The organism is Pseudomonas sp. JUb52, from assembly GCF_004341115.1.
Classification (GTDB): Bacteria; Pseudomonadota; Gammaproteobacteria; order Pseudomonadales; family Pseudomonadaceae; genus Chryseomonas; species Chryseomonas oryzihabitans.
Map to the genome: position 1 here is coordinate 72,454 of NZ_SLYS01000014.1, position 23,224 is coordinate 95,677.

At 67.8% G+C, this 23,224-nt stretch carries 19 protein-coding genes and 1 pseudogene; 9 read left to right on the forward strand and 11 right to left on the reverse strand.

The window, feature by feature from the left end:
- Positions 1 to 29 precede the first annotated feature (29 nt).
- Complete coding sequence (locus EC839_RS20235; RefSeq protein ID WP_132833104.1) at positions 30 to 1,349, reverse strand: DEAD/DEAH box helicase; 1,320 nt, start codon at positions 1,347 to 1,349, stop codon at positions 30 to 32.
- 49 nt (positions 1,350 to 1,398) lie between these two features.
- Positions 1,399 to 2,313, reverse strand: coding sequence for a 50S ribosomal protein L3 N(5)-glutamine methyltransferase (gene prmB, locus EC839_RS20240; RefSeq protein WP_132833105.1), 915 nt, complete (start codon positions 2,311 to 2,313; stop codon positions 1,399 to 1,401).
- A 111-nt stretch (positions 2,314 to 2,424) separates the two neighbouring features.
- Here prmB and EC839_RS20245 point away from each other — a divergent pair, with 111 nt between their 5' ends.
- The gene (locus EC839_RS20245) at positions 2,425 to 4,191 is read left to right on the forward strand and encodes a thiamine pyrophosphate-requiring protein (RefSeq protein WP_132833106.1); all 1,767 of its coding nucleotides are present in this window, start codon (positions 2,425 to 2,427) and stop codon (positions 4,189 to 4,191) included.
- A gap of 75 nt (positions 4,192 to 4,266) precedes the next feature.
- Positions 4,267 to 4,584, forward strand: a complete 318-nt coding sequence (locus EC839_RS20250; protein WP_256681092.1) for a hypothetical protein — start codon at positions 4,267 to 4,269, stop codon at positions 4,582 to 4,584.
- On the opposite strand, the gene EC839_RS20255 is transcribed toward EC839_RS20250, so the two are convergent.
- From EC839_RS20255 to EC839_RS20265, 3 genes are read right to left on the reverse strand one after another with little or no spacing between them, the layout of a single operon-like run.
- The gene (locus EC839_RS20255) at positions 4,585 to 5,454 is read right to left on the reverse strand and encodes a rhomboid family intramembrane serine protease (RefSeq protein ID WP_132833107.1); all 870 of its coding nucleotides are present in this window, start codon (positions 5,452 to 5,454) and stop codon (positions 4,585 to 4,587) included. It abuts the gene before it with no gap.
- On the reverse strand, positions 5,451 to 6,410 hold the full coding sequence (locus tag EC839_RS20260; RefSeq protein WP_132833108.1) for a metallophosphoesterase: 960 nt from the start codon (positions 6,408 to 6,410) through the stop codon (positions 5,451 to 5,453). The genes EC839_RS20255 and EC839_RS20260 overlap by 4 nt, the downstream gene beginning before the upstream one ends.
- Complete coding sequence (locus EC839_RS20265; protein WP_007158929.1) at positions 6,410 to 7,294, reverse strand: NAD(+) kinase; 885 nt, start codon at positions 7,292 to 7,294, stop codon at positions 6,410 to 6,412. The genes EC839_RS20260 and EC839_RS20265 overlap by 1 nt, the downstream gene beginning before the upstream one ends.
- Positions 7,295 to 7,334: 40 nt before the next feature.
- Here EC839_RS20265 and EC839_RS20270 point away from each other — a divergent pair, with 40 nt between their 5' ends.
- Positions 7,335 to 8,315 carry a DUF1853 family protein gene (locus tag EC839_RS20270; RefSeq protein WP_132833109.1) on the forward strand — a complete coding sequence of 327 codons (981 nt, stop codon included), beginning with the start codon at positions 7,335 to 7,337 and terminating at the stop codon, positions 8,313 to 8,315.
- Here EC839_RS20270 and EC839_RS20275 read toward each other — a convergent pair.
- From EC839_RS20275 to EC839_RS20285, 3 genes are all read right to left on the reverse strand, one after another.
- Positions 8,288 to 9,211 (reverse strand): 1-aminocyclopropane-1-carboxylate deaminase/D-cysteine desulfhydrase, encoded by a 924-nt coding sequence (locus tag EC839_RS20275; protein ID WP_132833110.1) that lies wholly within the window; start codon positions 9,209 to 9,211, stop codon positions 8,288 to 8,290. The genes EC839_RS20270 and EC839_RS20275 overlap by 28 nt on opposite strands.
- A gap of 11 nt (positions 9,212 to 9,222) precedes the next feature.
- Complete coding sequence (locus EC839_RS20280) at positions 9,223 to 10,536, reverse strand: chromosome partitioning protein ParA (protein ID WP_177416774.1); 1,314 nt, start codon at positions 10,534 to 10,536, stop codon at positions 9,223 to 9,225.
- Between the two features lie 286 nt (positions 10,537 to 10,822).
- On the reverse strand, positions 10,823 to 12,877 hold the full coding sequence (locus EC839_RS20285; RefSeq protein WP_132833111.1) for an NADPH-dependent 2,4-dienoyl-CoA reductase: 2,055 nt from the start codon (positions 12,875 to 12,877) through the stop codon (positions 10,823 to 10,825).
- A 196-nt stretch (positions 12,878 to 13,073) separates the two neighbouring features.
- Here EC839_RS20285 and EC839_RS20290 point away from each other — a divergent pair, with 196 nt between their 5' ends.
- The 4 genes from EC839_RS20290 to EC839_RS20305 all read left to right on the forward strand — a co-directional run bounded on the left by EC839_RS20290 (position 13,074) and on the right by EC839_RS20305 (position 18,458).
- Entirely contained in the window at positions 13,074 to 14,096 is a 1,023-nt protein-coding gene (locus tag EC839_RS20290) for a hypothetical protein (protein WP_132833112.1), read from the forward strand.
- Positions 14,093 to 15,136 carry an AraC family transcriptional regulator gene (locus EC839_RS20295; RefSeq protein ID WP_132833113.1) on the forward strand — a complete coding sequence of 348 codons (1,044 nt, stop codon included), beginning with the start codon at positions 14,093 to 14,095 and terminating at the stop codon, positions 15,134 to 15,136. The genes EC839_RS20290 and EC839_RS20295 overlap by 4 nt, the downstream gene beginning before the upstream one ends.
- 65 nt (positions 15,137 to 15,201) lie before the next feature.
- Entirely contained in the window at positions 15,202 to 17,712 is a 2,511-nt protein-coding gene (locus EC839_RS20300; protein ID WP_132833114.1) for a mechanosensitive ion channel domain-containing protein, read from the forward strand.
- A gap of 5 nt (positions 17,713 to 17,717) precedes the next feature.
- Positions 17,718 to 18,458 carry an NUDIX domain-containing protein gene (locus EC839_RS20305; RefSeq protein ID WP_132833115.1) on the forward strand — a complete coding sequence of 247 codons (741 nt, stop codon included), beginning with the start codon at positions 17,718 to 17,720 and terminating at the stop codon, positions 18,456 to 18,458.
- Here EC839_RS20305 and cysE read toward each other — a convergent pair.
- The 3 genes from cysE to EC839_RS20320 are packed head-to-tail and all read right to left on the reverse strand — an operon-like array spanning position 18,440 to position 20,363.
- A complete protein-coding gene (cysE, locus tag EC839_RS20310; protein WP_132833116.1) occupies positions 18,440 to 19,228 on the reverse strand; it encodes a serine O-acetyltransferase in 789 nt (262 codons plus the stop codon). The genes EC839_RS20305 and cysE overlap by 19 nt on opposite strands.
- Positions 19,229 to 19,262: 34 nt before the next feature.
- Positions 19,263 to 19,811 (reverse strand): GNAT family N-acetyltransferase, encoded by a 549-nt coding sequence (locus EC839_RS20315; RefSeq protein WP_132833117.1) that lies wholly within the window; start codon positions 19,809 to 19,811, stop codon positions 19,263 to 19,265.
- A gap of 9 nt (positions 19,812 to 19,820) precedes the next feature.
- Complete coding sequence (locus EC839_RS20320) at positions 19,821 to 20,363, reverse strand: helix-turn-helix domain-containing protein (protein ID WP_132833118.1); 543 nt, start codon at positions 20,361 to 20,363, stop codon at positions 19,821 to 19,823.
- 671 nt (positions 20,364 to 21,034) lie between these two features.
- Here EC839_RS20320 and EC839_RS20325 point away from each other — a divergent pair.
- Together EC839_RS20325 and EC839_RS20330 are read left to right on the forward strand one after the other, a co-directional pair.
- Positions 21,035 to 21,211, forward strand: a pseudogene (locus tag EC839_RS20325) (general stress protein); the annotation flags it as partial.
- Positions 21,212 to 21,417: 206 nt separating this feature from the next.
- Positions 21,418 to 23,223 (forward strand): methyl-accepting chemotaxis protein, encoded by a 1,806-nt coding sequence (locus EC839_RS20330; protein ID WP_132833120.1) that lies wholly within the window; start codon positions 21,418 to 21,420, stop codon positions 23,221 to 23,223.
- Position 23,224 lies beyond the last annotated feature (1 nt).

Consider the following 23,224-nt stretch of genomic DNA (forward strand, 5'->3'; position numbering starts at 1 on the left):
CGGGTTGGCGCCTCAGGCCCGCCGCGGGATCACTCCTGGGTGCGCTTGCGCGGCGGCGCGAAGCCGTCGGCCGAGGTCGGCACCAGGGCGCCGGGGCGGCGCTCGGACTTGGGTTTGGCCTTGCTCTTGGCCTTGCCGTCCTTCTTGCCCTCGGTCTTTTTCTTCTTCACGCCCGCCGCCTTGCCCGAGGCCTTGAGCTTTTTCGGACCGCTGTAGCTGGCCTTGAGACCCGGCAGGTGACGGCGTTCGAATCTCAGCTTGAGATAGCGCTCGATGCTGGACATCAGATTCCAGTCGCCATGGGTGACGAAGGAGATCGCCAGGCCGGCCTCGCCAGCACGCCCGGTGCGGCCGATGCGGTGGACGTATTCGTCGCCACTGCGCGGCAGGTCGTAGTTGATCACCAGGTCCAGGCCGTCCACGTCCAGACCGCGGGCGGCCACGTCGGTGGCGATCAGCACCTTGACCGCGCCGCTCTGCAGCCGCTCCACGGCCAGCTTGCGATCCTTGGTGTCCTTGTCGCCGTGCAGCACGAAGACCTTGAGGCCCTCGGCCACCAGGCGACCGGTCAGGCGATCGGCCTGCACCTTGGTGTTGGTGAAGACGATGGCCTTGCGATAGGTCTCGTTGGCCAGCAGCCACTGCAACAGGCGCTCCTTGTGCGGCGGCTCGTCGGCCAGGATCACCTGCTGCACCACGGCTTCGTTGAGCTCGCCGGTACGGTCCAGCATGAGATTCTGCGGCTCGCGCAGGACCTGTTCGACCACCTGACGCAGGCTGTTGCCACCGCTGGTCGCGGAGAACAGCAGAGTCTGGCGGCCTTCACGCTCGCAACTGGCGGCGATCTGCAGCACGTCCTCGGAGAAGCCCATGTCGAGCATGCGGTCGGCTTCGTCCAGCACCAGCATCTCGATGTCCTTGAGATCCACGTTGCCGGCGTTGCGCTGCTCCAGCAGGCGACCGGGAGTGGCCACCAGGATTTCCGGATTCTTGCGCAGACCGGCGGCCTGGACGCGGAAGTCCTCGCCACCGATCACCAGGCCGGCCTTGAGAAAGGTGAACTGGCCGAAGCGTTCGATTTCCTTGGCGGTCTGCTGGGCCAACTCGCGGGTCGGCAGCAGGATCAAAGCACGGGCGCCGGAGCGCGGCTTGGGATCCTTGAGCAGGCGATCCAGCAGCGGCAGCAGGAAGGCCGCGGTCTTGCCGCTGCCGGTGCGCGCGGTGACGCGCAGGTCATGGCCTTCCAGGGCCGGGCCCACGGCAGCGGCCTGGACCGGGGTGGGCGTCTTGAAGCCCAGGGTGTCGAGCGCCTTGAGCAGGCGCTCGTGCAGAGCGAGTTCGGTAAACACGGGTAGACCTCGGTAAAGAAAGGCGGTCGCCACGGGCGGCCGCAGGTGATCAGGGGACCAGGCGGCTGCGGAACAGCGCCTGGTGCTCGCGGCACTGGGCGGCGGCGAGCAGGAAGACGCCATGGCCGCCGCGCTCGAATTCGAGCCAGGTGAAATCGACTTCCGGATAGAGCGCCTCGACGTGGACCTGGCTGTTGCCCACCTCCACGATCAGGATGCCCTGTTCGGTGAGGTGATCGGCGGCCTCGGCCAGCATCTGCCGCACCAGATCCAGGCCGTCTTCGCCACAGGCCAGGCCCAAGGCCGGTTCGTGCTGGTATTCGGCCGGCATGTCGGCGAAGTCCTCGGCATCCACATAGGGCGGATTGCTGACGATCAGATCGAAGCGCTGCCCCGGCAGACCGGCGAAGCCGTCGCCCTGGACGGTATAGACGCGCTCTTCCAGGTCGTGGCGCTCGATGTTCTGCCAGGCCACTTCGAGGGCGTCGTAGGACAGATCGCCCAGGGCCACCTCGGCCTCCGGGAAGGCATAGGCGCAGGCGATGCCGATGCAGCCCGAGCCGGTGCAGAGATCGAGGATGCGCGCTGGCGCTGCCGGCAACCAGGGGGCGAATTGCGCTTCGATCAGCTCGCCGATGGGCGAACGCGGCACCAGCACCCGCTCGTCGACGGTGAACGGCAGGCCGCAGAACCAGGCTTCGCCGAGTAGATAGGCGGTCGGCACGCGCTCCTGGATGCGCTTGTGCAGGAGCACCCCGAGTTCGTAGCGCTCGTCGTCTTCCAGGGCGCAGTCCAGGTAGCGATCGGCGGTGTCCCAGGGCAGGTGTACGGCGCCCAGCACCAGGGCGCGGGCCTCGTCCCAGGCGTTGTCGTGGCCATGGCCGAAGAACAGCTCTTCGGCATGGAAGCGGCTGACGGCCCAGCGGATGTGGTCGCGCAAGGTGCGCAGGCGGGATTCGCTCATGAAAGGCTCCGGATGATCAGCCGCGCATTCTAACCCGCGCCCGGTCTGGCTGCAGGAACTTAACGTCCGGGCCCTTCTTCCTAAGCCTAGACCTTCAACGAGGAGAACGTCATGAGCAAGACCGTAGCCGACCATCTCTGGGAGCGCCTCGGCCAGTGGAACGTCGAGCGTATCTTTGGTTATCCCGGCGATGGCATCAACGGCATCATGGGCGCCCTGGGGCGGGTGGCCGACCGGTTCGACTATGTGCGGGTGCGGCATGAGGAGATGGCCGCCTTCATGGCCTGCGCCCATGCCAAGTTCACCGGCGAGGTGGGCGTCTGCCTGGCCACGTCCGGGCCCGGGGCCATCCACCTGCTCAACGGCCTGTATGACGCCAAGATGGACCATATGCCGGTGGTCGCCCTGGTCGGCCAGCAGGCCGCCTCTTCACTGGGCAGCGACTACCAGCAGGAGGTCGACCTGCACACCCTGTTCAAGGACGTTTCCGCCTACGTGGAGACGGTGGTGCATCCGGCACAACTACGTCATGTCATCGACCGCGCCTTCCGCGTGGCCATCGCCGAGCGCCAGGTGGCCACGGTGATCATCCCCAACGATATCCAGCAGCTGCCGGCGATGGAAAGTCCGCCGCACCAGCACGCCAATGTGCTTTCCGGGGCCGGTGCCATCCCCCCGCGGCCCTATGCCCAGGAAGACGACCTGCAGGCCGCCGCCGACATCCTCAATGCCGGCAAGAAGGTGGCCCTGCTGGTGGGCGCCGGCGCCCTGCAGGCGCGCAGCGAGGTGATGGCGGTGGCCGAGAAGCTCAGCGCCGGGGTGGCCAAGGCGCTGCTGGGCAAGGGCGTGCTCTCCGACGAACTGCCCTATGTCACCGGCTCCATCGGCCTGCTCGGCACCGAGGCCAGCGATCTGCTGATGCGGGAATGCGACACCCTGCTGATCGTCGGCTCGACCTTTCCCTATACCGAGTTCCTGCCCAAGGAAGGCCAGGCGCGGGCGGTGCAGATCGACCTGCATGCGCGCAACATCAGCATGAGGTATCCCATCGAGCAGCCGCTGCTGGGCGATGCCGCCGAGACCCTGAGGCGCCTGCTGCCGCTGCTGCAGAGCAAGCCCCACGACAAGTGGCGCGCCCGCATCGAGAAGAGCGTGGCCGACTCCTGGCACTCCATCAGGCAGCGCGCCCTGGCGCCTGCCGATCCGATCAATCCGCAACGGGTGTTCTTCGAACTCTCCAGCCAGCTGCCGCCGGACGCCATCCTATGCGGCGACAGCGGCTCCCACACCAACTGGTATGCCCGCGACATCCGCATGAGCGGGCAGATGCTGGGGTCGCTGTCGGGCAAGCTGGCGACCATGGGCTGTGGCATTCCCTATGCCATCGCCGCCAAGTTCGCCCATCCGGATCGCCCGGTGATCGCCCTGGTGGGCGACGGCGCCATGCAGATGAACGGCAATGCCGAACTGGTGACCCTGCAGCAGTACTGGAAGAGATTCAGCAATCCGACCTTTATCGTCATGGTGCTCAACAACGGCGATCTCAACCAGGTGACCTGGGAGCAACGCGCCCTGGCCGGGGATCCCAAGTTCGCCCCGGCCCAGGACGTGCTGGACTTCCCCTACGCTCGCTATGGCGAATTGCTGGGCTTCAAGGGTCTGCGCATCCATCGTCCGGACGAGGTGGCCGATGCCTGGCAGCAGGCCTTCGAAGCGGATCGCCCGGTGGTGCTGGAATTCGTCACCGATCCCAGCGTGCCGCCGCTGCCGCCGCACATCAGCTTCGAGCAGGCGCGGGCCTTCTTAGGCTCCATCGCCAGTGGCGATCCAAATCGCTGGGACATGCTCAAGCAGGGCGCCCGGCAGCTGCTGCGCTAGCCCGCGCCTCTCAGGCTCGCCAAGGACCGCCGAGGCGTATAACCTCGGCGGCCTTACAAAGCCTGGGGTATGAGCATGCAGTTGCCCGAGCAAGACCGTTTCGATCCGCCGCCGCTGCGCCTGCGGCGGCCCTTTCTGACCTCCCTCGCCGCCGGCCTCGGCACCCTCTCGGTGCTGACTGGCCTTGCGGCGCTGCTGGCGGGCGGCGCCGCGCTGCTCCAGTTGCCGCAGCTGGCGCCCTATCTGTCCCTGGCCCGCGAGACCGCCCAGGGCTTCCTGGGCGGCGGTGCGCTGCTGTTGCTGGTTGGGCTCTGGTTGCGCCGTCGCAGCCAGCGGCGCTGGCGCTATCGCAATGCCCTGAGCCTCTCGCCCGAACTCAAGCGGCGGCGCTAGCTAGCGCTGCCGCAGGCGTGCCAGGCCACCGCCCAGCAGGCCGGTGAGGCAACCCAGCACCAGGCCGCCGACATGGGCGCCATTGGCGATGGAACCAAAGCCGAGCAGGTCGAAGACGCCGGTCAAACAGATCACCAGCCAGATCAGCATCATGGCCACCACGCCACGCGGCATGCGATAGGCCGGATTGGGCGCCAGCCACTGGAACAGCCAGCAGTGGCCGAGCAACCCATAGAGCACCCCGGACAGGCCGCCGAACAGGGCCGGACCGGTCCAGGCGTACTGCACCAGGTTGGAGCCGGCGGCGAACACCAGGGTCAGGAGCAGCAGCATCAGGCCGCCCTGGCGGAATTCGATGCGCCGACCCAGTTCCCAGTACCAGAGGGCGTTCATCGCCAGGTGCAGCAGACCGAAATGCAGGAAGATCGGGGTGACCAGCCGCCACCATTCGCCACGGGCCAGGCTGGCGTCGAGATCGAGGAAGGCGATGTGCTCGGCGTCGATCAGGCGGAACTCCTGCAGCGTCAGGTAGTGGATCAGCGCCAGGTTGTCGCCCAGTTCGGTGACCAGGCCCAGCAGCAGGGTGATGGCGAGAAAGACGGCGCTGACCGGACTGGCCTTGAGTTGCGCCAGCAGGCCGAGGCCGCGGGGTCCGCGCTGGGCCTGGACCTCGCCGCGCGGATCGCCGTCGGGATAGCGCTCATAGAGGCTGCGGGTCTCCTCGACCCGCGCCGGGTCCAGCACCCAGAGCACCTGGCTGTCGCCCTCTTCCACCACCCGGTGGCGGATCTGCAGGCGCCGCAGCAGGCGGGTGAAGCCCAGCAGGTCGCGACCCAGGGGCACGCGCAACACGGGTTGCGGCTGGTTCATCGCCCCTCCTCGCGCTGGACGTCGATCCAGACGAACTTGCCCGGATCGATCTCGCGCTCGTCGTCGAGGCGGTAGGCCACCAGCTTGCCGTACTTGACCGCGCTGTAGTCCAGGCAGGCGAGGTTCGGCCGCAGGGGTTCGGGATGGCCGTCGCGCCAGTAGTGACCGACGAACAGCATCGGCTCGTCCTCGCCATAGCAGAGCAGCCCGGCCTTTTCCTCGTCGCTCAGGGGTTCGCAGGCGATTTCCGCCGGCAGGGCATCGGGTTGGAAGACCACGTCGCCATAGGTCTGGGGATCGCTCTCCCAGAACTTGGTGCGAAAGCGCGCCCGTACATAGCCATCGCTGCCGGTCAGACGCAGGCCGTGAGGCAAGGGCAGCGAGACGCCATTGAGCAGCCGCGAGGCGACCCGGCTGGCCAGGCTGCCACCGACGATGGACTGGCGGACGAAGTCCTCGTCGATGCAGGCATCCGGATAGTGGTGGAGGAATTCGTCGATCAGCTCCTGATCCCAGCAAGCATGGACGATGCGGAAATGGCCGAAGTCCTTGCACAGCGGCAGGGTGTAGAGCCAGCCCAGGTGGTCCTGCCATTCGCCGGGATGATCGGCGAAGGCGGTCAGGGTCTCCTGGATCAGCTGGCGATGACGCGGGGTATGTTCGCGCACCCAGGTCTGGCCGGTACCCGGAAACGCCGGGGTGTGCCAGGCCAGGGCATTGAGTTCGTGATTGCCGAGGATGCAGTGGGCATGACCGCCGTCGACCATGGCCCGCACCCGGCGCAGGGACCCGCGGATACGCGGGCCGCGATCGACCAGGTCACCGAGAAAGATCGCCTGGCGCTCGGGGTGCTGCCAGACGCCATCCACCTGACGGTAGTCGAGGCGCTCCAGCAGGAGGTCCAGGGTATGGGCGCAGCCGTGGATATCGCCGATCAGATCGTAGCCACGGGGCATCAGTCGTCTCCCAGGCGACTGCCCCAGCCGAGCTTGGTCCGGCAGATCTCGTAGTAATTGTGATCCAGCGGATGGATCAGCCTGAGCTTGTGGGGCTTCTTCTGAATGGTCACGGTATCGCCGGGTGCGCAGGTGAAATGATTCTGGCCATCACATGAGACCTGCGGATAGATCGTCATGTTCGGCGACACCAGGATCGACAGGGTACTGTCGCCCGACACCACGATGGGGCGGCTGGACAGGGTATGGGGATACATGGGCACCACCACGATGGCATCCAGCTTGGGATGCATGATGGGACCGCCCGCCGACAGCGAGTAGGCGGTGGAGCCGGTGGGGGTGGCGACGATCAGACCGTCGGCGCGCTGGCTGCAGACGAACTGGCCGTCGATATACAGCTCGAATTCGATCATCCGCGTGGACTTGCCCGGGTGCAGCACCACGTCGTTGAGGGCATCGCCCTGGCCGATCATCTCGCCGCCGCGCTCGACGAAGGCATCCAGCAGGAAGCGCGTCTCCATCAGGTACTGACCGTCGAGCACCTCGGCGACCTTGGTCTCCAGCTCGTCGGGGCGAATGTCGGTAAGGAAGCCCAGCTTGCCGCGGTTGATGCCCAGCACCGGCACCCGCGGGCGCACCAGAGCGCGGGCGGCGCCGAGCAGGCTGCCGTCGCCACCGACCACGATCACCAGATCGCAGATCTCGCCCATGAGCTTGCGCGACACCGTCTGCAGGCCATGCCCGGGCAGGACCTCGGCAATGGTGTTTTCCAGGATGACGTTGCGCCCACGTTGCAGCAGAAAGGTCTTGAGCCGGCGGATGGTGTCCAGCACCTGGGTGCTGCCGAGTCGACCGATGATGCCGATGTTACGAAAGGAGTCCATGACGCGCCGGCGGCCCCGTTGGCTGGAAAGTGCGGAAAGTATGGGCGAAAGCCCGTCGCAGCGGCAAACCGCCCTCATCCGACCACGGGTCGCCGCCGGTGATCCGCAGCGACCCGGCTTGGCCTATGCTGGCACCATGACGCCCTTCGCCGAGCTGCACGCCCTGCCCCGCCGCCTGAGCCAGCCCCAGGTGCGCGATCTCGCCTGGACCCTGGTCGCGCCGCCCTTGCTGGAAGCCCCCGACACCCGTCATCCGCTGGCCGCCAGCGACTGGGCGAGCCACCCCGAACGACTGGCCGACTGGCTGCGGCAACAGGACGCGGCCCCCGCGGCCCTGGCGGCCTGGCTCGCCCAGGGCAGCGACCGCCGCCTGGGTCGCCAGTACGAAAGACTCTGGCAATTCGCCCTGGAGCGCGCCCCGGGGTTGCGGCTGCGGGCGGCCAACCTGCCCCTGCGCGACGGCGAGCGGACCCTCGGCGAACTGGACCTGCTGGTGGAAGACGCCGAGGGCGTCCACCACCTGGAACTGGCGGTGAAGTTCTACCTGGGCGAAGGCCCAACGGATGCGCCCCGCTGGCTGGGTCCCGGCGGCGAAGACCAGCTGGCGCGCAAACTCGCTCATCTGCGCCAGCGCCAGTTGCCGCTGTCGGCCACGCCCCTGGCCCGGGCCAGCCTGGCGGCGCTGGACATCGCCCCGCCGCGGGCCGCGCTATGGCTGGGTGGCTATCTGTTCCAGCCGCTCGACCGCCCCCTGCCCTGGCCGGCGGGCGCCCTGCCACCCCGGCAACCTCAGCTGTGGTGCGCGCGCGGGCAACTGCCGGAGGGTCCCTGGGAGGTGCTGCCCAAGGGCCACTGGCTGGCACCCGCGGTGGCCGACACGCCCTGCCTGCCCCTGCCGGACGGCGAGCCGATCTGGCCGCAATTGCTGGTGCGGCGCGATGCACGCGGCGACGAGGACGCCCGGTTGTTCCTGGTGCCTGAGGGTTGGCCGGTTCAGCCGGCGGCCAACGTCGCCAGTTGAGTCTCCAGCGCGCGGCGGCCCTGGAGGCCACCGCTGTGGATCAGCACCAGGCGACTACCCGATGCCATTGCCCCACCCGCGATTTCCTGGCGCAGGGTCAGCCAGAGCTTGCCGGTATAGAGCGGATCCAGGGCGATCCCGGTCTGCGCCTGGAAGTCCGTCATAGCCCGGGCCAGCTCGGCATCGAGGCGGCCGAAGCCGCCGCGGCTGGCGTCCAGCAGGCGCCAGTTCGCGCCGGTGCGCTGCGCGAGCAACCGCTCGAGAGTGGCTTCGACGCCATGCCCGGGTGGCACCGCCAGACCACCCACCACCTGCCAGGCAGGATCGGCGGCGCGGATCACCCCGGCCAGGGTGGTACCGGTGCCGGCGGCTAGCCAGAGTTGCTGGCAATCGGGCCAGCCCAGCGCCACGAGTCCCTGGCGCAGCTCCGTGACGATGGCCGTGCAGGCCGCGGCGGCCTGCTCGTCGCAGCCGCCTTCGGGAATGGGTAGCAACCCGGGATAGCGAGCCTGCCAGGGCTGCCAGAAGTCGGCCGCATGACGGCGGCGATAGCCACCATAGCCGAGCCAGTGCAGGGTCATGCCATTGGCCTGCAGATCCTGGACGGTGGGCGTCAGGCAGGGCTCGCCACGCAGGAGGCCGACGGTGGCGAAGCCTTCCTCGCGGCCCAGGGCGGCCAGCGCATGCAGATGATTGGAGTGGGCACCGCCGAGGCTGATGAGCCCGCGGCCTTCACCCCGGGCCAGGCGTTCGCGCCAGGGCCGCAGCTTGTAGCCCTTGTTGCCGTTATGCGCGGCCGGGCGCTGATCCAGACGCAGCACCGCCAGGCGCAGGTCCCGAGCGGCCAGGAAGGGCAGCTGTACCTCCTGCAGCACGGCGGGCGGGGGAAATGTCATCAGCCAGCGAATCAGAGATTGGCGACGTCGCCATCGCTGTCATCGCCGCGGTGCTCGGCGCACAGCGTCGAGCGCAGGGGATCGAACTGGGCGGGGTGCTCCACCCGCACCACCGGTCGACCGCAGCGCTCGCCATCCACCTCGGCCTGGCACACCGGCTGCTGGTGATGCTCAAGCCAGCGCTGGTATTGCTCGCGGCTGACCTTGCAGTGCTCGGCGACATACCCCAGGGGATCGGCGCTGAAGCGCGGGACGTCCTGGCGGCTGAGGATCAGATGACCCGCCCCCGGCTGGAAGGTGACGAACAGGATGCCCTGTCGCGCCAGGCGTTCCAGCTGGCCTTCGTTGCTGTCGCCGATCAGCTGGGCGCAGCGTTCGCGCAGCTGGCGGATGTCTTCCTGCAACTGGCCGTCCAGCTCGTCGCGGTACTTGAGTTCCACCTCGCGGATGGTCAGCTGATTCTTCAGCTCGCCCACCGCGGCGGCCACCCGGGCCTCGCTTTCGGCTTCGGACTGGATGCGCAGCGCCTCGATCTTGTAGAGGGCGTTGCGCTCCAGGGTGCGCATCTGTTCGTTGAGCTCTTCGCGCTCCTGGCGGGCCAGGTCGTGCTGTTGCTCCAGGTGCTGGGCCAGGGCGGCGTAGCGCACCTCCAGCTCGGCCTTGGCGGCGCGCACTTCGTCGGCGTCGCGCTGCAGGCGGGCCAGGTCTTCCTGGTGCTGGCGGGTCAGGGTCAGCAGCCGGGTGCGCTGGCCGGCGATGAGCTTGTCCAGCGCCTCTTGGTGTTCTTGGGCGAGGATACGGCGAACCCGTTCGAGACGGGCCTCGACATCGATGCCATCGGCGGCGCTGGGATGGTATTCCCCGGCCAGCTCCACCTCGCCATCGCGCGGGGCGACCAGGCCCAGGCAATCGCGGATCGCCTGCCAGTCGTCGTGCTCGGCCTCGCTGCGCGGATCCCAGAGATCGCCCTGGTGCCAGGAGATCGGACAGTGGCTGCGGCTGGCCAGGCGGATCGGCCCGGCGCCCAGGTCGGGACCGACATCGCCGCGTTCGGCCAGCTCCACCAGCGGCAGATCCCATTCCGGCAGCGGTTTGCCCTGGGCATCGAAGGCCAGCAGGAAAAACACCGCGGCCTTGACCCGGCGGTGGTCGTCCAGCAGCAGATAGACGAAGCGATGGCGCCGTCCGGCGCAGTCGAGCAGCGTCTGGTCGCCCTGCCAGAGCGCCTGGAAATCGGGAAACAGCAAGGCGCGATTCACACCCTGGTCGCCGAACCCCAGCACCACCGGGGTCAGTACCGCCTCTTCGTTCAACGTCTCTGCCATCTCTCGCCGCGTGCTCTGTCGATCCCACATGAATACCGAGGCCGGCGTCTCGCCAATTGGCGACCGGACCTGCGTCCGCCCGCGACCTCTGGCGGCGACGCGCTTGACCCGCGTCTCCGCCCGACTCCTTCGAAGCGTCGGGCCCCCACCCGACGCATCAGGACGGCAGCTTAGCCAATCCTGGTCGGCGGGATGGAAGAGAGGCCAGACATTGGGACGAGGGTCGGTCCGGAACCGATGTTATGCGGAGTGAATCACAGAAATCATCCCTGATTGCAACGAAGAGTTACAGCTCGGCGGCGAGCCGGGTGGCCTGATCGATGGCGCGCTTGGCGTCGAGTTCAGCGGCGACATCCGCGCCTCCCACCCGATGCACCGCCATCCCGGCGCCCACCAACTCGTCTTCCAGCTCACGCAAGGACTCCTGGCCCGCGCAGAGCACGACGTTGTCGACGTCCAGCACCTGCTCGGCGCCATCGGGCAGGCGCAGGTGCAGACCGGCATCGTCGATGCCCAGGTATTCCACCCCGCCGAGCGCCTTGACGCCACGCTGCTGGAGGCGCGCGCGGTGGATCCAGCCGGTGGTCTTGCCCAGGCCCTTGCCGGGCTTGCCCGGCTTGCGCTGCAGCAACCAGACCTCGCGGGGCACCGCCGGCGGCGCGGCCGGGGCCAGGCCGCCACGGCTACTGAAGCTGGGGTCTATGCCCCACTCGCGGTAGAAGGCGGTGATGGGCTCCGCCTCCTGATGGCCATGGGTCAGGAAATCCGCCACGTCGAAGCCGATGCCGCCGGCGCCGATCAGGGCGACCCGCCGGCCTACCGGCTTGCGCTCCAGCAGGACATCCAGATAGCCCAGCACCTTGGGATGGTCGACCCCCGGAATAGGCGGCACCCGCGGCGTCACCCCGGTTGCCAGGATCACCGCGGCGAAGCCCTCGGCCTGCAATTCGGCGGCGCTGACGCGCTGGTTGAGACGGACATCCACCGCCAGGCGCTCCAGGCGACGCTGGAAATACCTCAGGGTCTCGCCGAATTCTTCCTTGCCGGGAATGCGCCGGGCAACATTGAACTGGCCACCGATGCGCTCGCCGGCTTCGAACAGCACCACCTTGTGGCCGCGCTCGGCCAGGGTGCAGGCAGCCGCCAGGCCGGCCGGCCCGGCGCCGACCACGGCGAAGGTGCGGGCCTCGGCGGCGGGCAGGATCTGCAACTCGGTCTCGTGGCAGGCGCGCGGATTGACCAGGCAGCTGGTCAGCTTGCCCGCGAAGGTATGGTCCAGGCAGGCCTGGTTGCAGGCGATGCAGGTATTGATCTCGTCGGCGCGGCCGGCGGCGGCCTTGGCGACGAAGTCCGGATCGGCCAGCAGCGGGCGGGCCATGGACACCAGGTCGGCCTGGCCGGCGGCGAGGATGGCCTCGGCCACCTCGGGGGTGTTGATGCGGTTGGTGGCGATCAGCGGCACCCGCACCCGGCCCTTGAGCTGGGCGGTGACGGCGGCAAAGGCGCCGCGTGGCACCAGGGTGGCGATGGTGGGGATGCGCGCCTCGTGCCAGCCGATGCCGGTGTTGATCAGGCTGACCCCGGCGTCTTCCAGCCAGAGCGCCAGTTGCAGGCATTCGTCGGGGGTACTGCCCTGCTCCACCAGGTCCAGCAGCGAGAGCCGGAAGATGATCAGGAAATCCGGACCGGTCGCGGCGCGGATGCCCTTGACGATGGCCAGCGGCAAGCGGCAGCGCTGGGCGAAATCGCCGCCCCAGCGGTCCGTGCGGTGATTGGTCCGCGCGGCGATGAACTGGTTGATGAAGTAGCCTTCGGAACCCATCACCTCGACGCCGTCGTAACCGGCCTGTTGCGCCAGCGTGGCGCAGCGGACGAAGGCGGCGATCTGCCCCTCCACCTCGGCCTCGTCCAGTTCGCGTGGGGTGAAGGGATTGATCGGTGCCTGCAGCGCCGAGGGCGCCACCAGCTGGGGGTTATAGGCATAGCGGCCGGCGTGCAGGATCTGCAGGCAGATACGGCCACCGGCGGCGTGCACCGCGTCCGTTACCGGCCGATGGTGCTCGGCTTCCTCGGCCGTGGTCAGCTTGGCCGCGCCCTTGGCCACCGCCCCCTCTTCGTTCGGTGCGATGCCACCGGTGACGATCAGCCCCACCCCGCCCCGCGCCCGCTCGGCGAAAAAGGCCGCCATCCGCGCGAAACCGCCCGGCCGCTCTTCCAGCCCGGTGTGCATGGATCCCATCACCACGCGATTGCGCAAGGTGATCGACCCCACAGGCAGGGGTTCGAGCAGATGCGGATAACTACTAAAAGGGGTGGTATTGCGGGGGGCAAGCTCGATCATGGCGGTCTCCGGTGGTTGGCCTTTCTGGGAAAGCCTGGCGCCACGATAGGAGTAGCGCGGCGCGGTCTCAATCACCGCAAATGACAACCTCTTTACCCAAATGCACAGCCACCCCTTGGCAGTCGCGGTCTGGTCTCCTACCCTGAGCACCTTTACCTCGCCCGGCCCAGGAGGCCGGGACCGCTCTGGAGTGCCGATGCGCAAGCTCGTGTTCCTGGTGCTGATCGCCCTGTTCGCCGTGCTGGCGGGCTGGGTGGCCCAGCGGCCAGCCTTCCATTACCTGTCGGATCTGCGCAGCAGCCTGGCGGTGGACCTGACCACCACGCCGGCCGCGGCCACCACCGGCAACCTGCTGGGGATCGAGCCCGAACTGATCGCCCTGGACTACGGCAATCCCGAGCGACTGCGCCTCAAGCTCGATGCCTATCTGGCCAACGCACGGCGCCTGGGCTTGATCGGCGCCCAGACCATCGTGGTGCTGCCCGAGCACCTGGGCACCCCGCTGGCGCTGATGGGCGAGAAACCCGAGGTCTATGCCGCCACCCGTAGCGACGAAGCCATCCAGTGGCTGCTGCTGGGCAATCCGCTGCGTGTGGCCCGTGCCTGGTTCCAGGCCGAGGGTGACCGGCGGCTGGCCGACAGCCTGCTGCGGATGAAGGCCTGGGACATGGCCAGCGCCTACCAGCAGCTCTTCGGCGGACTCGCCCGCCAGTACGGCGTCACCCTGGTGGCCGGCTCCATCGTCCTGCCCGGCCCGACCCTGGTCGACGGCGAATTGCAGGTGGGCAGCGGCCCGCTGCGCAATGTCACCCTGGTCTTCGGTCCCGACGGCAAGGTGCTCGGCCAGCCGCTGGTGCGACCGCTGACGGCCAAGGAACACGGCGACGATCTCAGCCCGCCGCTGCTGCGGCTGGAGACGCCCCTGGGCCGCCTGGGCGTCATTCAAGGCAGTGACACCGGTCGCGCCAGGGTGCTCGACGATCCCCAGGTGGAACTGTTGGTCATTCCCGCCCTTGCCTCGGGCGCCACGCCGGCACCGGCGCCTTTCGACGTCCAGCGCCTGCGCGCCGCTGGCATCCGCGCCGCGCTGGAAGTGCAGTTGCGCGGTCGTCTCTGGGAATGGCAGGCGGGCGGTGGCAGCCATGGCTTCACACCGGATGCCGAGTCGGCGACCGATCCCGCCCAGGCCGGCAGCAAGCTGATCAATCTGCGGCTATGAGCGCGCCGGCGCTGCGCCTGGGCGATCTCTCCACCGGCTTCGTGCTGGCGCTGGCCGCCGCCGTCGACCGGCGGGGCGCCGATGCCGCCGGTCTGCTGGCGCGCTTTGGCCTGACCACAGCACGCCTGGCCGAGCCCGGGGGAAGGCTTTCGATTCCCCATTACATGCGCCTGGGCCACGCCGCCCTGGAACTGACCGGCGATCCGGCGCTAGGCCTGGCCATGGGCCAGGCGATGCGGCCGGCCTTTCTCGGTCTCGCCGGCGTCACCGTGGGCCAGGCGCCGGACGTGCGCCACGCCGCCGAGACGCTGCTCAGGCTGGAGCCGCTCTATGGCCGCAACTACCGGGGCCAATCGCGCTATGCGGCCCAGGGCCGCGACGCCTGGCTGCACTTCTATAGCATCAGTCCCTACAACGGCTACAACAGCTTTGTGGTGGACGCGGTGCTCAGCGCCTGGCTGGCACTGCTGGGCACGGTGGCCGGACGAGCGCTACAACCGCGCCGCGTGCTCATCGAATATCCCGCACCAGCGGATCTCGCGCCCTACGAGACCGCCTTCGGTTGCCCGGTGGAGTTCGGTGCCGCCGAGAATGCGCTGCTGCTCGATGCCGCGACCCTGGCCCTGACCGGGCTCGAGCACTGCCCGGCCACCTGGCGCCAGCTGCTGGCGTTGAGCGAAGCCGAACACGGCCGGCTGACCCGCACCCGCGGCCTCACCGAGCGGGTGGTCGAGGTCATGGGGCCGCTGTTACGGCATGGCGAGCCGACCTTGGAACAGATCGCCAGCCGGCTGCGCCTGCCCTCCTGGACGCTCAGGCGCAAGCTGGCCGAGGAAGGCACCCAGTACCGCGCTCTGCTCAACCTGACCCGCCGTGACCTGGCCCTGGCCTATATCCGCGACACCGAGGCCAGTTTCGGCGAGATCGCCTACCTGCTCGGTTTCGCCTCCCCCGCCGCCTTCCAGCGCGCGTTCAAGCGCTGGACCGAACAGACCCCCGGCGACTGGCGGCGTCTGCAGCGTCAAGGCGTGGCCGGCTGAAGGGAGCATAGGCGGCGATCGTGGGTCCTAACTGCCTGATCCTTCACCGGGACTGTCGTCGCCCCATGCCCAACTTCCTGCTTGCCCTGTTGCTGCTGTGCCTGGCGCTGCCCCTGCGCGCCGCCGAAACCCCTGCCCAGACTTCGGTCGGTCTCGATCCCCAGCAGGCGCGCCAGGTCGCGGCCCTGCTGCAGGATCCGCAGCGCCGCCAGGAACTGATCCTGACCCTGCAGGCCATCGCCAGCCAGCCGGCCAGCACGGTCGGGACGAATACGGCGCCGGCAAGCGCGGCGACCGCCGCTGCGCCAGCCACGGCCGCCACCCCGGCGGCGGGCGAGGAAAAGGCGCTGGTGCCCCTGGAAGCCAACGGCCTGATCGCCCAGACGCTGAGTCGCGTCGGACGCTGGGCCGACAACCTGGGCAGCGAACTGAATCAGGTGCGGCGGGCGGTGCGCGCCTTGCCGGATTGGTCGCGTGCCAGCTTCACCTCCGAGGCGGGTCGTCATGCCCTGCTGCAGGCCCTGTGGACCCTGGCCACCCTCTTCGCCGCCGGCCTGCTCCTCGAATGGCTGATCCGCCGGGCGCTCCGCAGCCCCCGGCAACGGCTGCAGCGCCAGGCCGATCACGCCGACAGCCGGGCTCGCCGCCAGGCCCAGCAGTCGCCGCCGCAAGCCTCGACAACCGCTGCCGAAGAGGCCGCCATCCGCCCGGCCGAACCGGCGGTGGCCCTGGTCAAGACCCAGCGCGATGGCGTGGATCAGCTCGAAGAGGTACCCATCGCCCCGTCCGACAGCGCCGCGCCCGCGCCCAGTGAGCCGGCGCCCACCGCCACCCCCGCCGATGCCGCTCCCGCCCGGCCCGCCCGACCCAGCGGCGAAGAGCACTGGACCACGCTGAGGCATCTGCCCTTCGCCCTGGGGCTGCTGTTGCTGGAAGTGCTGCCGCTGCTGGCCTTCTGGGCCACGGCGGCACTGTTGATCCACTACCTGGCGGGGTCGGACGCCAACCAGCGCGAACTGGTCGGTGATTTCCTCGGTGCCTATCTGACCACCCGTCTGGCCCTGATCGTCATCCGCCTGCTGATCGATCCCGCCGCCCACGGCATCCGCCTGCTCAGGGTCAAGGCGTCCCTCGCCTGCACCCTGCTGCGCTGGCTGCACGCCTTCGTCGCCCTGGTCACCTTCGGCCTGGCGCTGGCCCAGGCCGCGGACATCCTCGGCGCCAACGAGGAAGGTCGCGAAGCCATCGTCAAGCTGGTCTCGCTGCTGGCCCACCTGCTGGTGGTGGGGCTGATCTTCCATGTCCGCCGGCCGGTGGCCGCACGCATCGCCGGGCGTCAGGATGGCAGTGGTGCCCTGGCCGTGCTGCGCGCCTGGCTGGGTCAGGTCTGGGCGGTGTTCGCCGCGGTGTTCGTCATGGGCGGCTGGACCATGTGGGCCCTGGACATCGAGAACGGCCTGCCGCGGCTGATGAACTTCGTCGCGCTTTCCGCCGGCATCGTCATCCTCGGGCGCCTGGCGGCGGTGTTTCTGCTCGGCCTGCTGGGTCGGCTGTTCCAGCCGGCGGCGAGCGAAGGCACCCGCGGCACCGATCTGCACCTGCAGCGCTACTATCCGCTGGCGCGCTGGCTGGTGGGGGTGATCGTCACCCTGATCACCGCCCTGGCGCTGTTCCAGTCCTGGGGCTGGAGTGTGCTGGACTGGTTCGGCGAGGGCAGCATCGGTCGTAGCCTGCTGTCCGCCTTCCTCACCATCCTCATCGCCGCCATCATCGCCGTGGTGGTCTGGGAAGGCGCCAACGCCGCCGTGAACCGGCGCCTGAGCCGCTGGAGCGAAAGCGGCGATACGGTGCGCGCCGCCCGCTTGCGCACCCTGCTGCCCATGCTGCGCACCGGCCTGTTCATCCTGGTCGCCCTGATCGTCGGCCTGACCGCCCTGAGCGAGCTGGGCATCAACACCACGCCGCTGCTGGCCAGTGCCAGCATCATCGGCGTAGCCCTCGGCTTCGGCTCGCAGAAACTGGTGCAGGACTTCATCACCGGCATCTTCCTGCTGCTGGAAAACGCCATGCAGGTGGGCGACTGGGTCACCGTGGCCGGTGTGTCGGGTACCGTGGAATACCTGTCGATCCGTACCGTGCGCCTGCGCGCCGGCGATGGCTCCCTGCACATCGTGCCCTTCAGCTCGGTGTCGGCGGTGAACAACATCAACCGCGGCCTGGGTAACGCCGCCCTGCGCATCAGCGTGGGCTACGAGGAAGACATCGAGCGCGTCATCGCCGAACTCAAAGACATCGGCGCCGGCATGCGCGCCGACGACGCCTTCAAGGACCTGATCCTCGCCGATCTGGAGATCTGGGGCGTGGACGCCGTCGACGGCTCCATGGTGACCATCGCCGGCCAGATGCGCTGCCTCGACAAGGGCCGCTGGGGCGTGCAGCGCGAACTCAATCGCCGCATCCTCGAACGCTTCCGCGAGCGCGGCATCGAGATCGCCAACCCGCGCGCCAGTCTGCTGCTACCCAGCGAAGCCGGTATCGTACCCTCCACACCCATCCCGTCACGCCCTGCGGAGTGAACCCCGTGCAGTACCGCCAAGACGCCTTCAACGGCCTGATCATCGATGCCGCCTCGCTGCCCACCGACCGCTCGGCCTTTGCCCCGGCGCTGGCGGAGTTGCTCGACAGCGCCCGGCGCGAGGGACGCAACCTGATCTGGCTGACCCTGCCCCTGGCCCTCGGCGATCTGGTGGGGGTCGCCACCGCCGCCGGCTTCGTCTTCCACAACTGCCTGGAGCAGGAGCTGACCCTGGTCTGGCGCGGCACGGCCACGGCGTTCGCGCCCTTCGTGCCGACCCATAGCCTGGGCGTAGGCGGTCTGGTGCTCAACGACCGCGGCGAATTGCTGGCGATCCGCGAACGCGGCAGCCAGGGCTACAAGCTGCCGGGCGGCCATGTCGAACTGGGCGAAGATCTGGCGCCGGCGGTGGTGCGCGAAGTCTGGGAAGAAACCGGTATCCGCAGTGCCTTTCGCAGCGTGGTCGGCCTGGTGACCACCCACCCCTACCGCTTCGGCAAGTCCAATCTCTATGTGATCTGCCGCCTCGATCCGCTAAGTGCCGACATCGCCATCCAGGATCCGGACGAGATCGAGGACGCCCGCTGGCTGGCGCTGCCCGAGTATCTGGCGGATCCGGGCAACAGCGCTTTCAACCGCGAACTCGTGCGCAGCCTGGCGCAGGCCGAAGGCCTGCAGGCGAGTGCGCTGAACAGCGAGCGCTATCCCAAGGCCGAGGTCTTTCTGGCTCAGCCGTCGAAGGACTGATCCATGCTCTCGGCTGGATGAGCGTCGCGCGGACGCCCCACCGGGCGGGCGGGAATGCCCACCACCGTGGTATGGGGCGCCACTGGGTGCAGGACCACGCTGTTGGCGCCGATCTTGGCGCCTTCACCGATTTCCAGATTGCCGAGGATCTTGACCCCGGCGCCGATCATCACCCCGCGACGCACCTTGGGATGCCGATCGCCCTGCTCCTTGCCGGTGCCCCCCAGGGTCACCTGCTGCAGGATGGAGACGTCGTCCTCCACCACCGCGGTTTCGCCGATGACGATACCGGTGCCGTGATCGAGCATGATGCCGCGGCCCAGCCGGGCGGCCGGATGGATGTCGATGGCCAGCAGCCGATTGCAGCGCGCCTGCAGGTGCAGGGCCAGCAGCCGCTCGCTGTTGCGCCAGAGGGCGTGGCTCAGGCGCTGGGTCTGCAGCGCCAGGAAGCCCTTGGAGAACAGAAAGATCTCCAGCAGGCTGGCATAGGCCGGATCCCGCGCCAGCACCGCTTCCAGGTCCGCGCAGGCCGCCGCAGTCAATTCCGGCCATTCGGCATGCAGGGCGGCGAAGCGTTCGGCGAGGGCCTCGGCCTGCCCTGGATCCTCCGCCAGGGCCGCGGCGCAGCGCCGGACCAGGGCAGCAGCCAGATCCACCGGCTGCAGCAGCGCTCGCGTCAGACCTTCGGCCAGAGCCGGGGCGTCGCGGCGCCCGGCCTCGGCCTGGGCGCGCAGGAGTTGCCAGAGTTCGGGAGCGGAGCGAGGTGGCATGGCGGATAGGCGTCCTTAACTGAAGGCGCCCAGCTTAAACGGGCGCGCCGGTCAGCGTCTTGTACATCAGGGTGGTGCTGTCACGACGTTCCGGTTGACGGGCATCCAGGGCATAGCCGGGAATCCTGCCGACCACCTGATAGTCGAGGGACAGATAGAGCGGCTCGGCATGGTCGTCGCTGCGGGTGTCCAGGGTCAGCAATTCCCGTCCCTCGGCCCGCGCGGCCGCTTCCACGGCCTGCATCAGCCGGCGGGCCAGTCCCTGGCGACGGCAGTCCGGATGCACCAGCAACTTGACCACCTCGGCGCGGTGCGGCTGGTTGGCCGGGGTATCCAGGATCAGCTGCACGCTGCCGACCACCCGGCCGTCCTGGAGCGCGGCGAACAGCAGCCGAGTGCCCCGGGTCAGGCCAGGCGCCACGGCTTCGGTCCAGAAACGCCGGTTCACGGTGTCGCTTAACGGCAGGATGAAGCCGATGCTGGCGCCCTGCTCGACACAGGCGGCCAGCAGGCGCTGGAAGTCATCCAGGTGACGGGTGAAGGCTGCAGCCTCGAGTTGCTCGATACGCAGGGAAGCGCTCATGGACACACCTCAAATCATGAACAGGAGATAACGGGCGCCCGTCGGGCCGCTGAGGAACCGGCTGCTGCCCCAGAGGCGATAGCGCAGGCAGTCGCCGACACCCAGGCGGTAGGACTGCTCTTCGATCCAGAGCTGCAACTCGCCTTCGAGCAATAGCAGATGGTGTTCGAGGCCTGGGCGGGGCGATGCCTGATAGCGGATGTCCGCGCCCGGCCCGAGCTCGCTTTCGATGACTTCACCCGCCAGGGCCTGGGCGGGCGGCGACACCGAACGGCGGGTGAAGGCCTGCACGGGGTCGCTCCAGATCTGCTGCGCCTGGCGCTGGACCTGGGCCGGATAGCGACTTTCCACGCTGTGCAGCAGGCGCGTCAGGGTCAGGCCGTAGGCCGAGCAGAGCTGCCCGAGAACCGCCGTGGTCGGGCTGACCTCGGCGTTTTCCAGCCGAGACAGCGTCGCGCGACTGACCCCGCTCAGGGTGGCCAACTGTTCCAGGGACAAGTCTCGCTCCAGACGCAGCGCCCTGAGCCTGGCCGCCAGATGTCGATCAAGCATGGTCACCTCCCGATTTAGGGATTTTTTCTCACATAAGAGAGAATAACGCAAGGGTATGGCTGCGCTGACCCGTCTCTTCACAGGCCGCTGACAAGCTTGATATCGCGTTAAAGTTTATCGGAGAAACTCTTGGTACCCGCGTCATGAAATCCAGATATCTTCGCAGACCTTCTTGAAGCGACAGGCTCTAGCCAAGCCATCCGCACTCTTCGTCGGGTATTGAAAGAGCGTTATCTTGTAACATCGAAAGGCGATGAATTCCACGGCGAAGGAGATAATTTTCTGGTAACTGAAGAACGAGCGTTCGATATGGGCATCTGACTCCCTGAGCGCACAGGATTCCAGCGAGCAAGCGCCCTGCAGCAAGATATTTCAAAAGATTTCATGCCCAGACAAGGTCTCTTTCCAGATAATTGTTCCTGCCCTACAAGATTCCTTTACAACTCCTATACAACTTCCTCAGCAACAGCTCTAGCACGACCAAGTTAAAGTTAAAGCCTGTATTGAAGTTTCCTCTCGTATAACAATATACCCCTCCATCAGCTCGCTCGAACTCGCCTTATTAACTCCTACTCTCATTATCCGAATCGCTTAGCCTTTGGCGCACGCATTCAACTGATCAACAACTGAAGGTGGGAGAAGTCCTTATGGCCAACAAGAGCAGCAATCCAGGCAACTTCGCCAATAATCGCGAGCGCGCCGCCGAGGCGGGTCGAAAGGGCGGACGGGCGAGCGGCGGCAACTTCGCCAACAACCCGGCGCGCGCGTCCGAAGCCGGGCGCAAGGGTGGCCAGAACAGCCATGGCACCCGCCGTTCCGAAGCGGCTAACGACGCCGAGGCAACTTGACCTCCGCTGGCAGCCTTCCTGTCGCGATGACAACTGGCAGGCTGCCCTCCTCCTCCAGACTGTTCCCCCGCACCTGAGCCTGCTGGCCACTGGCCCTGAAGTGCGTTGCAACTCACACAAATGCATGACCGTGCTACTTTTATCGGACAACCCGAGTGGTCCTCCGGGCTCACTTCCTCCGCCCCTGTCCGTCTGCGCCGGTGCCCATGCTCAACAACATTCGCATCCAGAACAAACTCTTCGCCGGCTTCGCCGCCATCATAGCCCTGGTGGTGCTGCTGCTCTGGCTGACCTATACCGCCTTGCAGAGCCTGGTGGACGCCAATCGCTGGGACAGGCACACCGCGGAGGTGCTGCTGTCAGTCACCACACTGGACAACAATCTGCTCGAGACCCGAGCCAAGCTGCGCAACTACTGGTATTCCGGCTCCGCCGCGGACGCCGACCTCGCTCGCCAGGCGCTGGCACCCCTGACCGCAGCCGTGCGCGTGCCGCAGCAACTGACCCAGGACAATCCTGACCAGCAGCAGCGCTTCGCCCGCCTTACCGCGGATATCGACACCTGGCGGCAGCAGACCTTCGAACCGCTGCTGCGCCTGCGCGATACCGGTAATCTGTCAGCGGTGCAGCTGGCCAACGAGCCCCTGATCACCATGTTGACCAATCAGGTCGGGGCCCTGCGTCAGCAGATCCAGAACATCGCCGATGAGGAGCGGCGCCTGTACGCGCAACGGGCGGGCCATACCGAAGAAGTGCGCGACCAGCTGACCTGGACCCTGGTCGCCGGCGGCGCCCTTTGCGTGCTGCTGGCCGCTCTCATCGCCTGGCTGCTGTCCCATCATCTGTTGCGCTCGGTTCGCCGGCTGACCGATACGGTGGGACGGATCTCTGCGGGCGACAGCAGCGCCCGCGTGGATGTCCAGGGGCGCGACGAACTCGCCCAGGTGGGCCTGGCCTTCAATCAGATGGCGCAGCAGATCCAGGATGACCACGCCCGCGAACAGACGCTGATGCAGCGCCTGCGCGCCGACGTCGACGACCTGCTCGGGATGGTCAACAAGGCGGCCGCCGGTGACCTCACCGGGCGGACCGCGGTTAGCGGCGACGACGCCATCGGCCAGCTGGCTCGCGGCCTCGGCAAGATGATCGAGGACCTGCGCGGCATGATCGCCAAGGTGCAGCGCGCCGGTATCCAGGTCACCTCTTCCACCACCGAGATCGCCGCCTCTTCCCGCCAGCAGGAGGCCACCAGCATCGAGCAGGCGCAGACCAGCGTGGAAGTGCTGAGCACCACGCGAGAGATCGCCGCCAACGCCAACGCCCTGGTGCGCACCATGGAAGAAGCCGTGCAGGTGGCGGACGAGACCACCCAGGGCGCGGAGCAGGCGCGCAGCAGCCTGGCGAGCATGGATGGCACCATGCAGCGCATGGTGGCCGCTACCGATTCCATCAACGCCAAGCTCGCCGCCCTGTCGGAGAAGTCCAGCCACATCAACAAGGTGCTGACCACCATCACCAAGGTGGCCGACCAGACCAACCTGCTGTCGCTCAACGCCGCGATCGAAGCGGAAAAGGCCGGCGAGGCAGGACGGGGTTTCTCGGTGGTGGCCACCGAGATCCGCCGGCTGTCCGACCAGACCACCGCGGCCACCGACGACATCGAGCAGATGCTCAAGGACATGAATTCCGCGGTCTCCGCCAGCGTCATGGGCATGGACAAGTTTTCCGAGGAGATCCGCCGCAGCGTACAGGAGGTGGCCAGCGTCAGCGATCAGCTGGCCGAGGTGATCGAGGACGTGCAGAAGCTGCCGGCCCGCTTCGATATCGTCCTGGAGGGCATGCAGTCCCAGGCGGTGGGCGCCGGCCAGATCGCCGAGACGATCACCCAGCTCAACGACAGCACCCAGCAGACCACCGAGGCGCTCAAGGCCACCAGCGAGGCGGTCCAGTATCTGCAGCAGGCGGCCCAGGACCTGCAGAGCAGCGTCGCCACCTTCTCGGTCACCCGTTGAC

What these genes read in the sequence shown, in the direction of transcription:
- cysE (WP_132833116.1), bottom strand. Translation starts at nt 19,228, where the DNA reads ATGCCACCTCGCTCCGCTCCCGAACTCTGGCAACTCCTGCGCGCCCAG.
- prmB (WP_132833105.1), bottom strand. Translation starts at nt 2,313, where the DNA reads ATGAGCGAATCCCGCCTGCGCACCTTGCGCGACCACATCCGCTGGGCC.
- EC839_RS20245 (WP_132833106.1), top strand. Translation starts at nt 2,425, where the DNA reads ATGAGCAAGACCGTAGCCGACCATCTCTGGGAGCGCCTCGGCCAGTGG.
- EC839_RS20275 (WP_132833110.1), bottom strand. Translation starts at nt 9,211, where the DNA reads ATGACATTTCCCCCGCCCGCCGTGCTGCAGGAGGTACAGCTGCCCTTC.
- EC839_RS20330 (WP_132833120.1), top strand. Translation starts at nt 21,418, where the DNA reads ATGCTCAACAACATTCGCATCCAGAACAAACTCTTCGCCGGCTTCGCC.
- EC839_RS20250 (WP_256681092.1), top strand. Translation starts at nt 4,267, where the DNA reads ATGCAGTTGCCCGAGCAAGACCGTTTCGATCCGCCGCCGCTGCGCCTG.
- EC839_RS20270 (WP_132833109.1), top strand. Translation starts at nt 7,335, where the DNA reads ATGGGCGAAAGCCCGTCGCAGCGGCAAACCGCCCTCATCCGACCACGG.
- EC839_RS20300 (WP_132833114.1), top strand. Translation starts at nt 15,202, where the DNA reads ATGCCCAACTTCCTGCTTGCCCTGTTGCTGCTGTGCCTGGCGCTGCCC.
- EC839_RS20255 (WP_132833107.1), bottom strand. Translation starts at nt 5,454, where the DNA reads ATGAACCAGCCGCAACCCGTGTTGCGCGTGCCCCTGGGTCGCGACCTG.
- EC839_RS20290 (WP_132833112.1), top strand. Translation starts at nt 13,074, where the DNA reads ATGCGCAAGCTCGTGTTCCTGGTGCTGATCGCCCTGTTCGCCGTGCTG.
- EC839_RS20265 (WP_007158929.1), bottom strand. Translation starts at nt 7,294, where the DNA reads ATGGACTCCTTTCGTAACATCGGCATCATCGGTCGACTCGGCAGCACC.
- EC839_RS20320 (WP_132833118.1), bottom strand. Translation starts at nt 20,363, where the DNA reads ATGCTTGATCGACATCTGGCGGCCAGGCTCAGGGCGCTGCGTCTGGAG.
- EC839_RS20295 (WP_132833113.1), top strand. Translation starts at nt 14,093, where the DNA reads ATGAGCGCGCCGGCGCTGCGCCTGGGCGATCTCTCCACCGGCTTCGTG.
- EC839_RS20315 (WP_132833117.1), bottom strand. Translation starts at nt 19,811, where the DNA reads ATGAGCGCTTCCCTGCGTATCGAGCAACTCGAGGCTGCAGCCTTCACC.
- EC839_RS20280 (WP_177416774.1), bottom strand. Translation starts at nt 10,536, where the DNA reads ATGGCAGAGACGTTGAACGAAGAGGCGGTACTGACCCCGGTGGTGCTG.
- EC839_RS20260 (WP_132833108.1), bottom strand. Translation starts at nt 6,410, where the DNA reads ATGCCCCGTGGCTACGATCTGATCGGCGATATCCACGGCTGCGCCCAT.
- EC839_RS20285 (WP_132833111.1), bottom strand. Translation starts at nt 12,877, where the DNA reads ATGATCGAGCTTGCCCCCCGCAATACCACCCCTTTTAGTAGTTATCCG.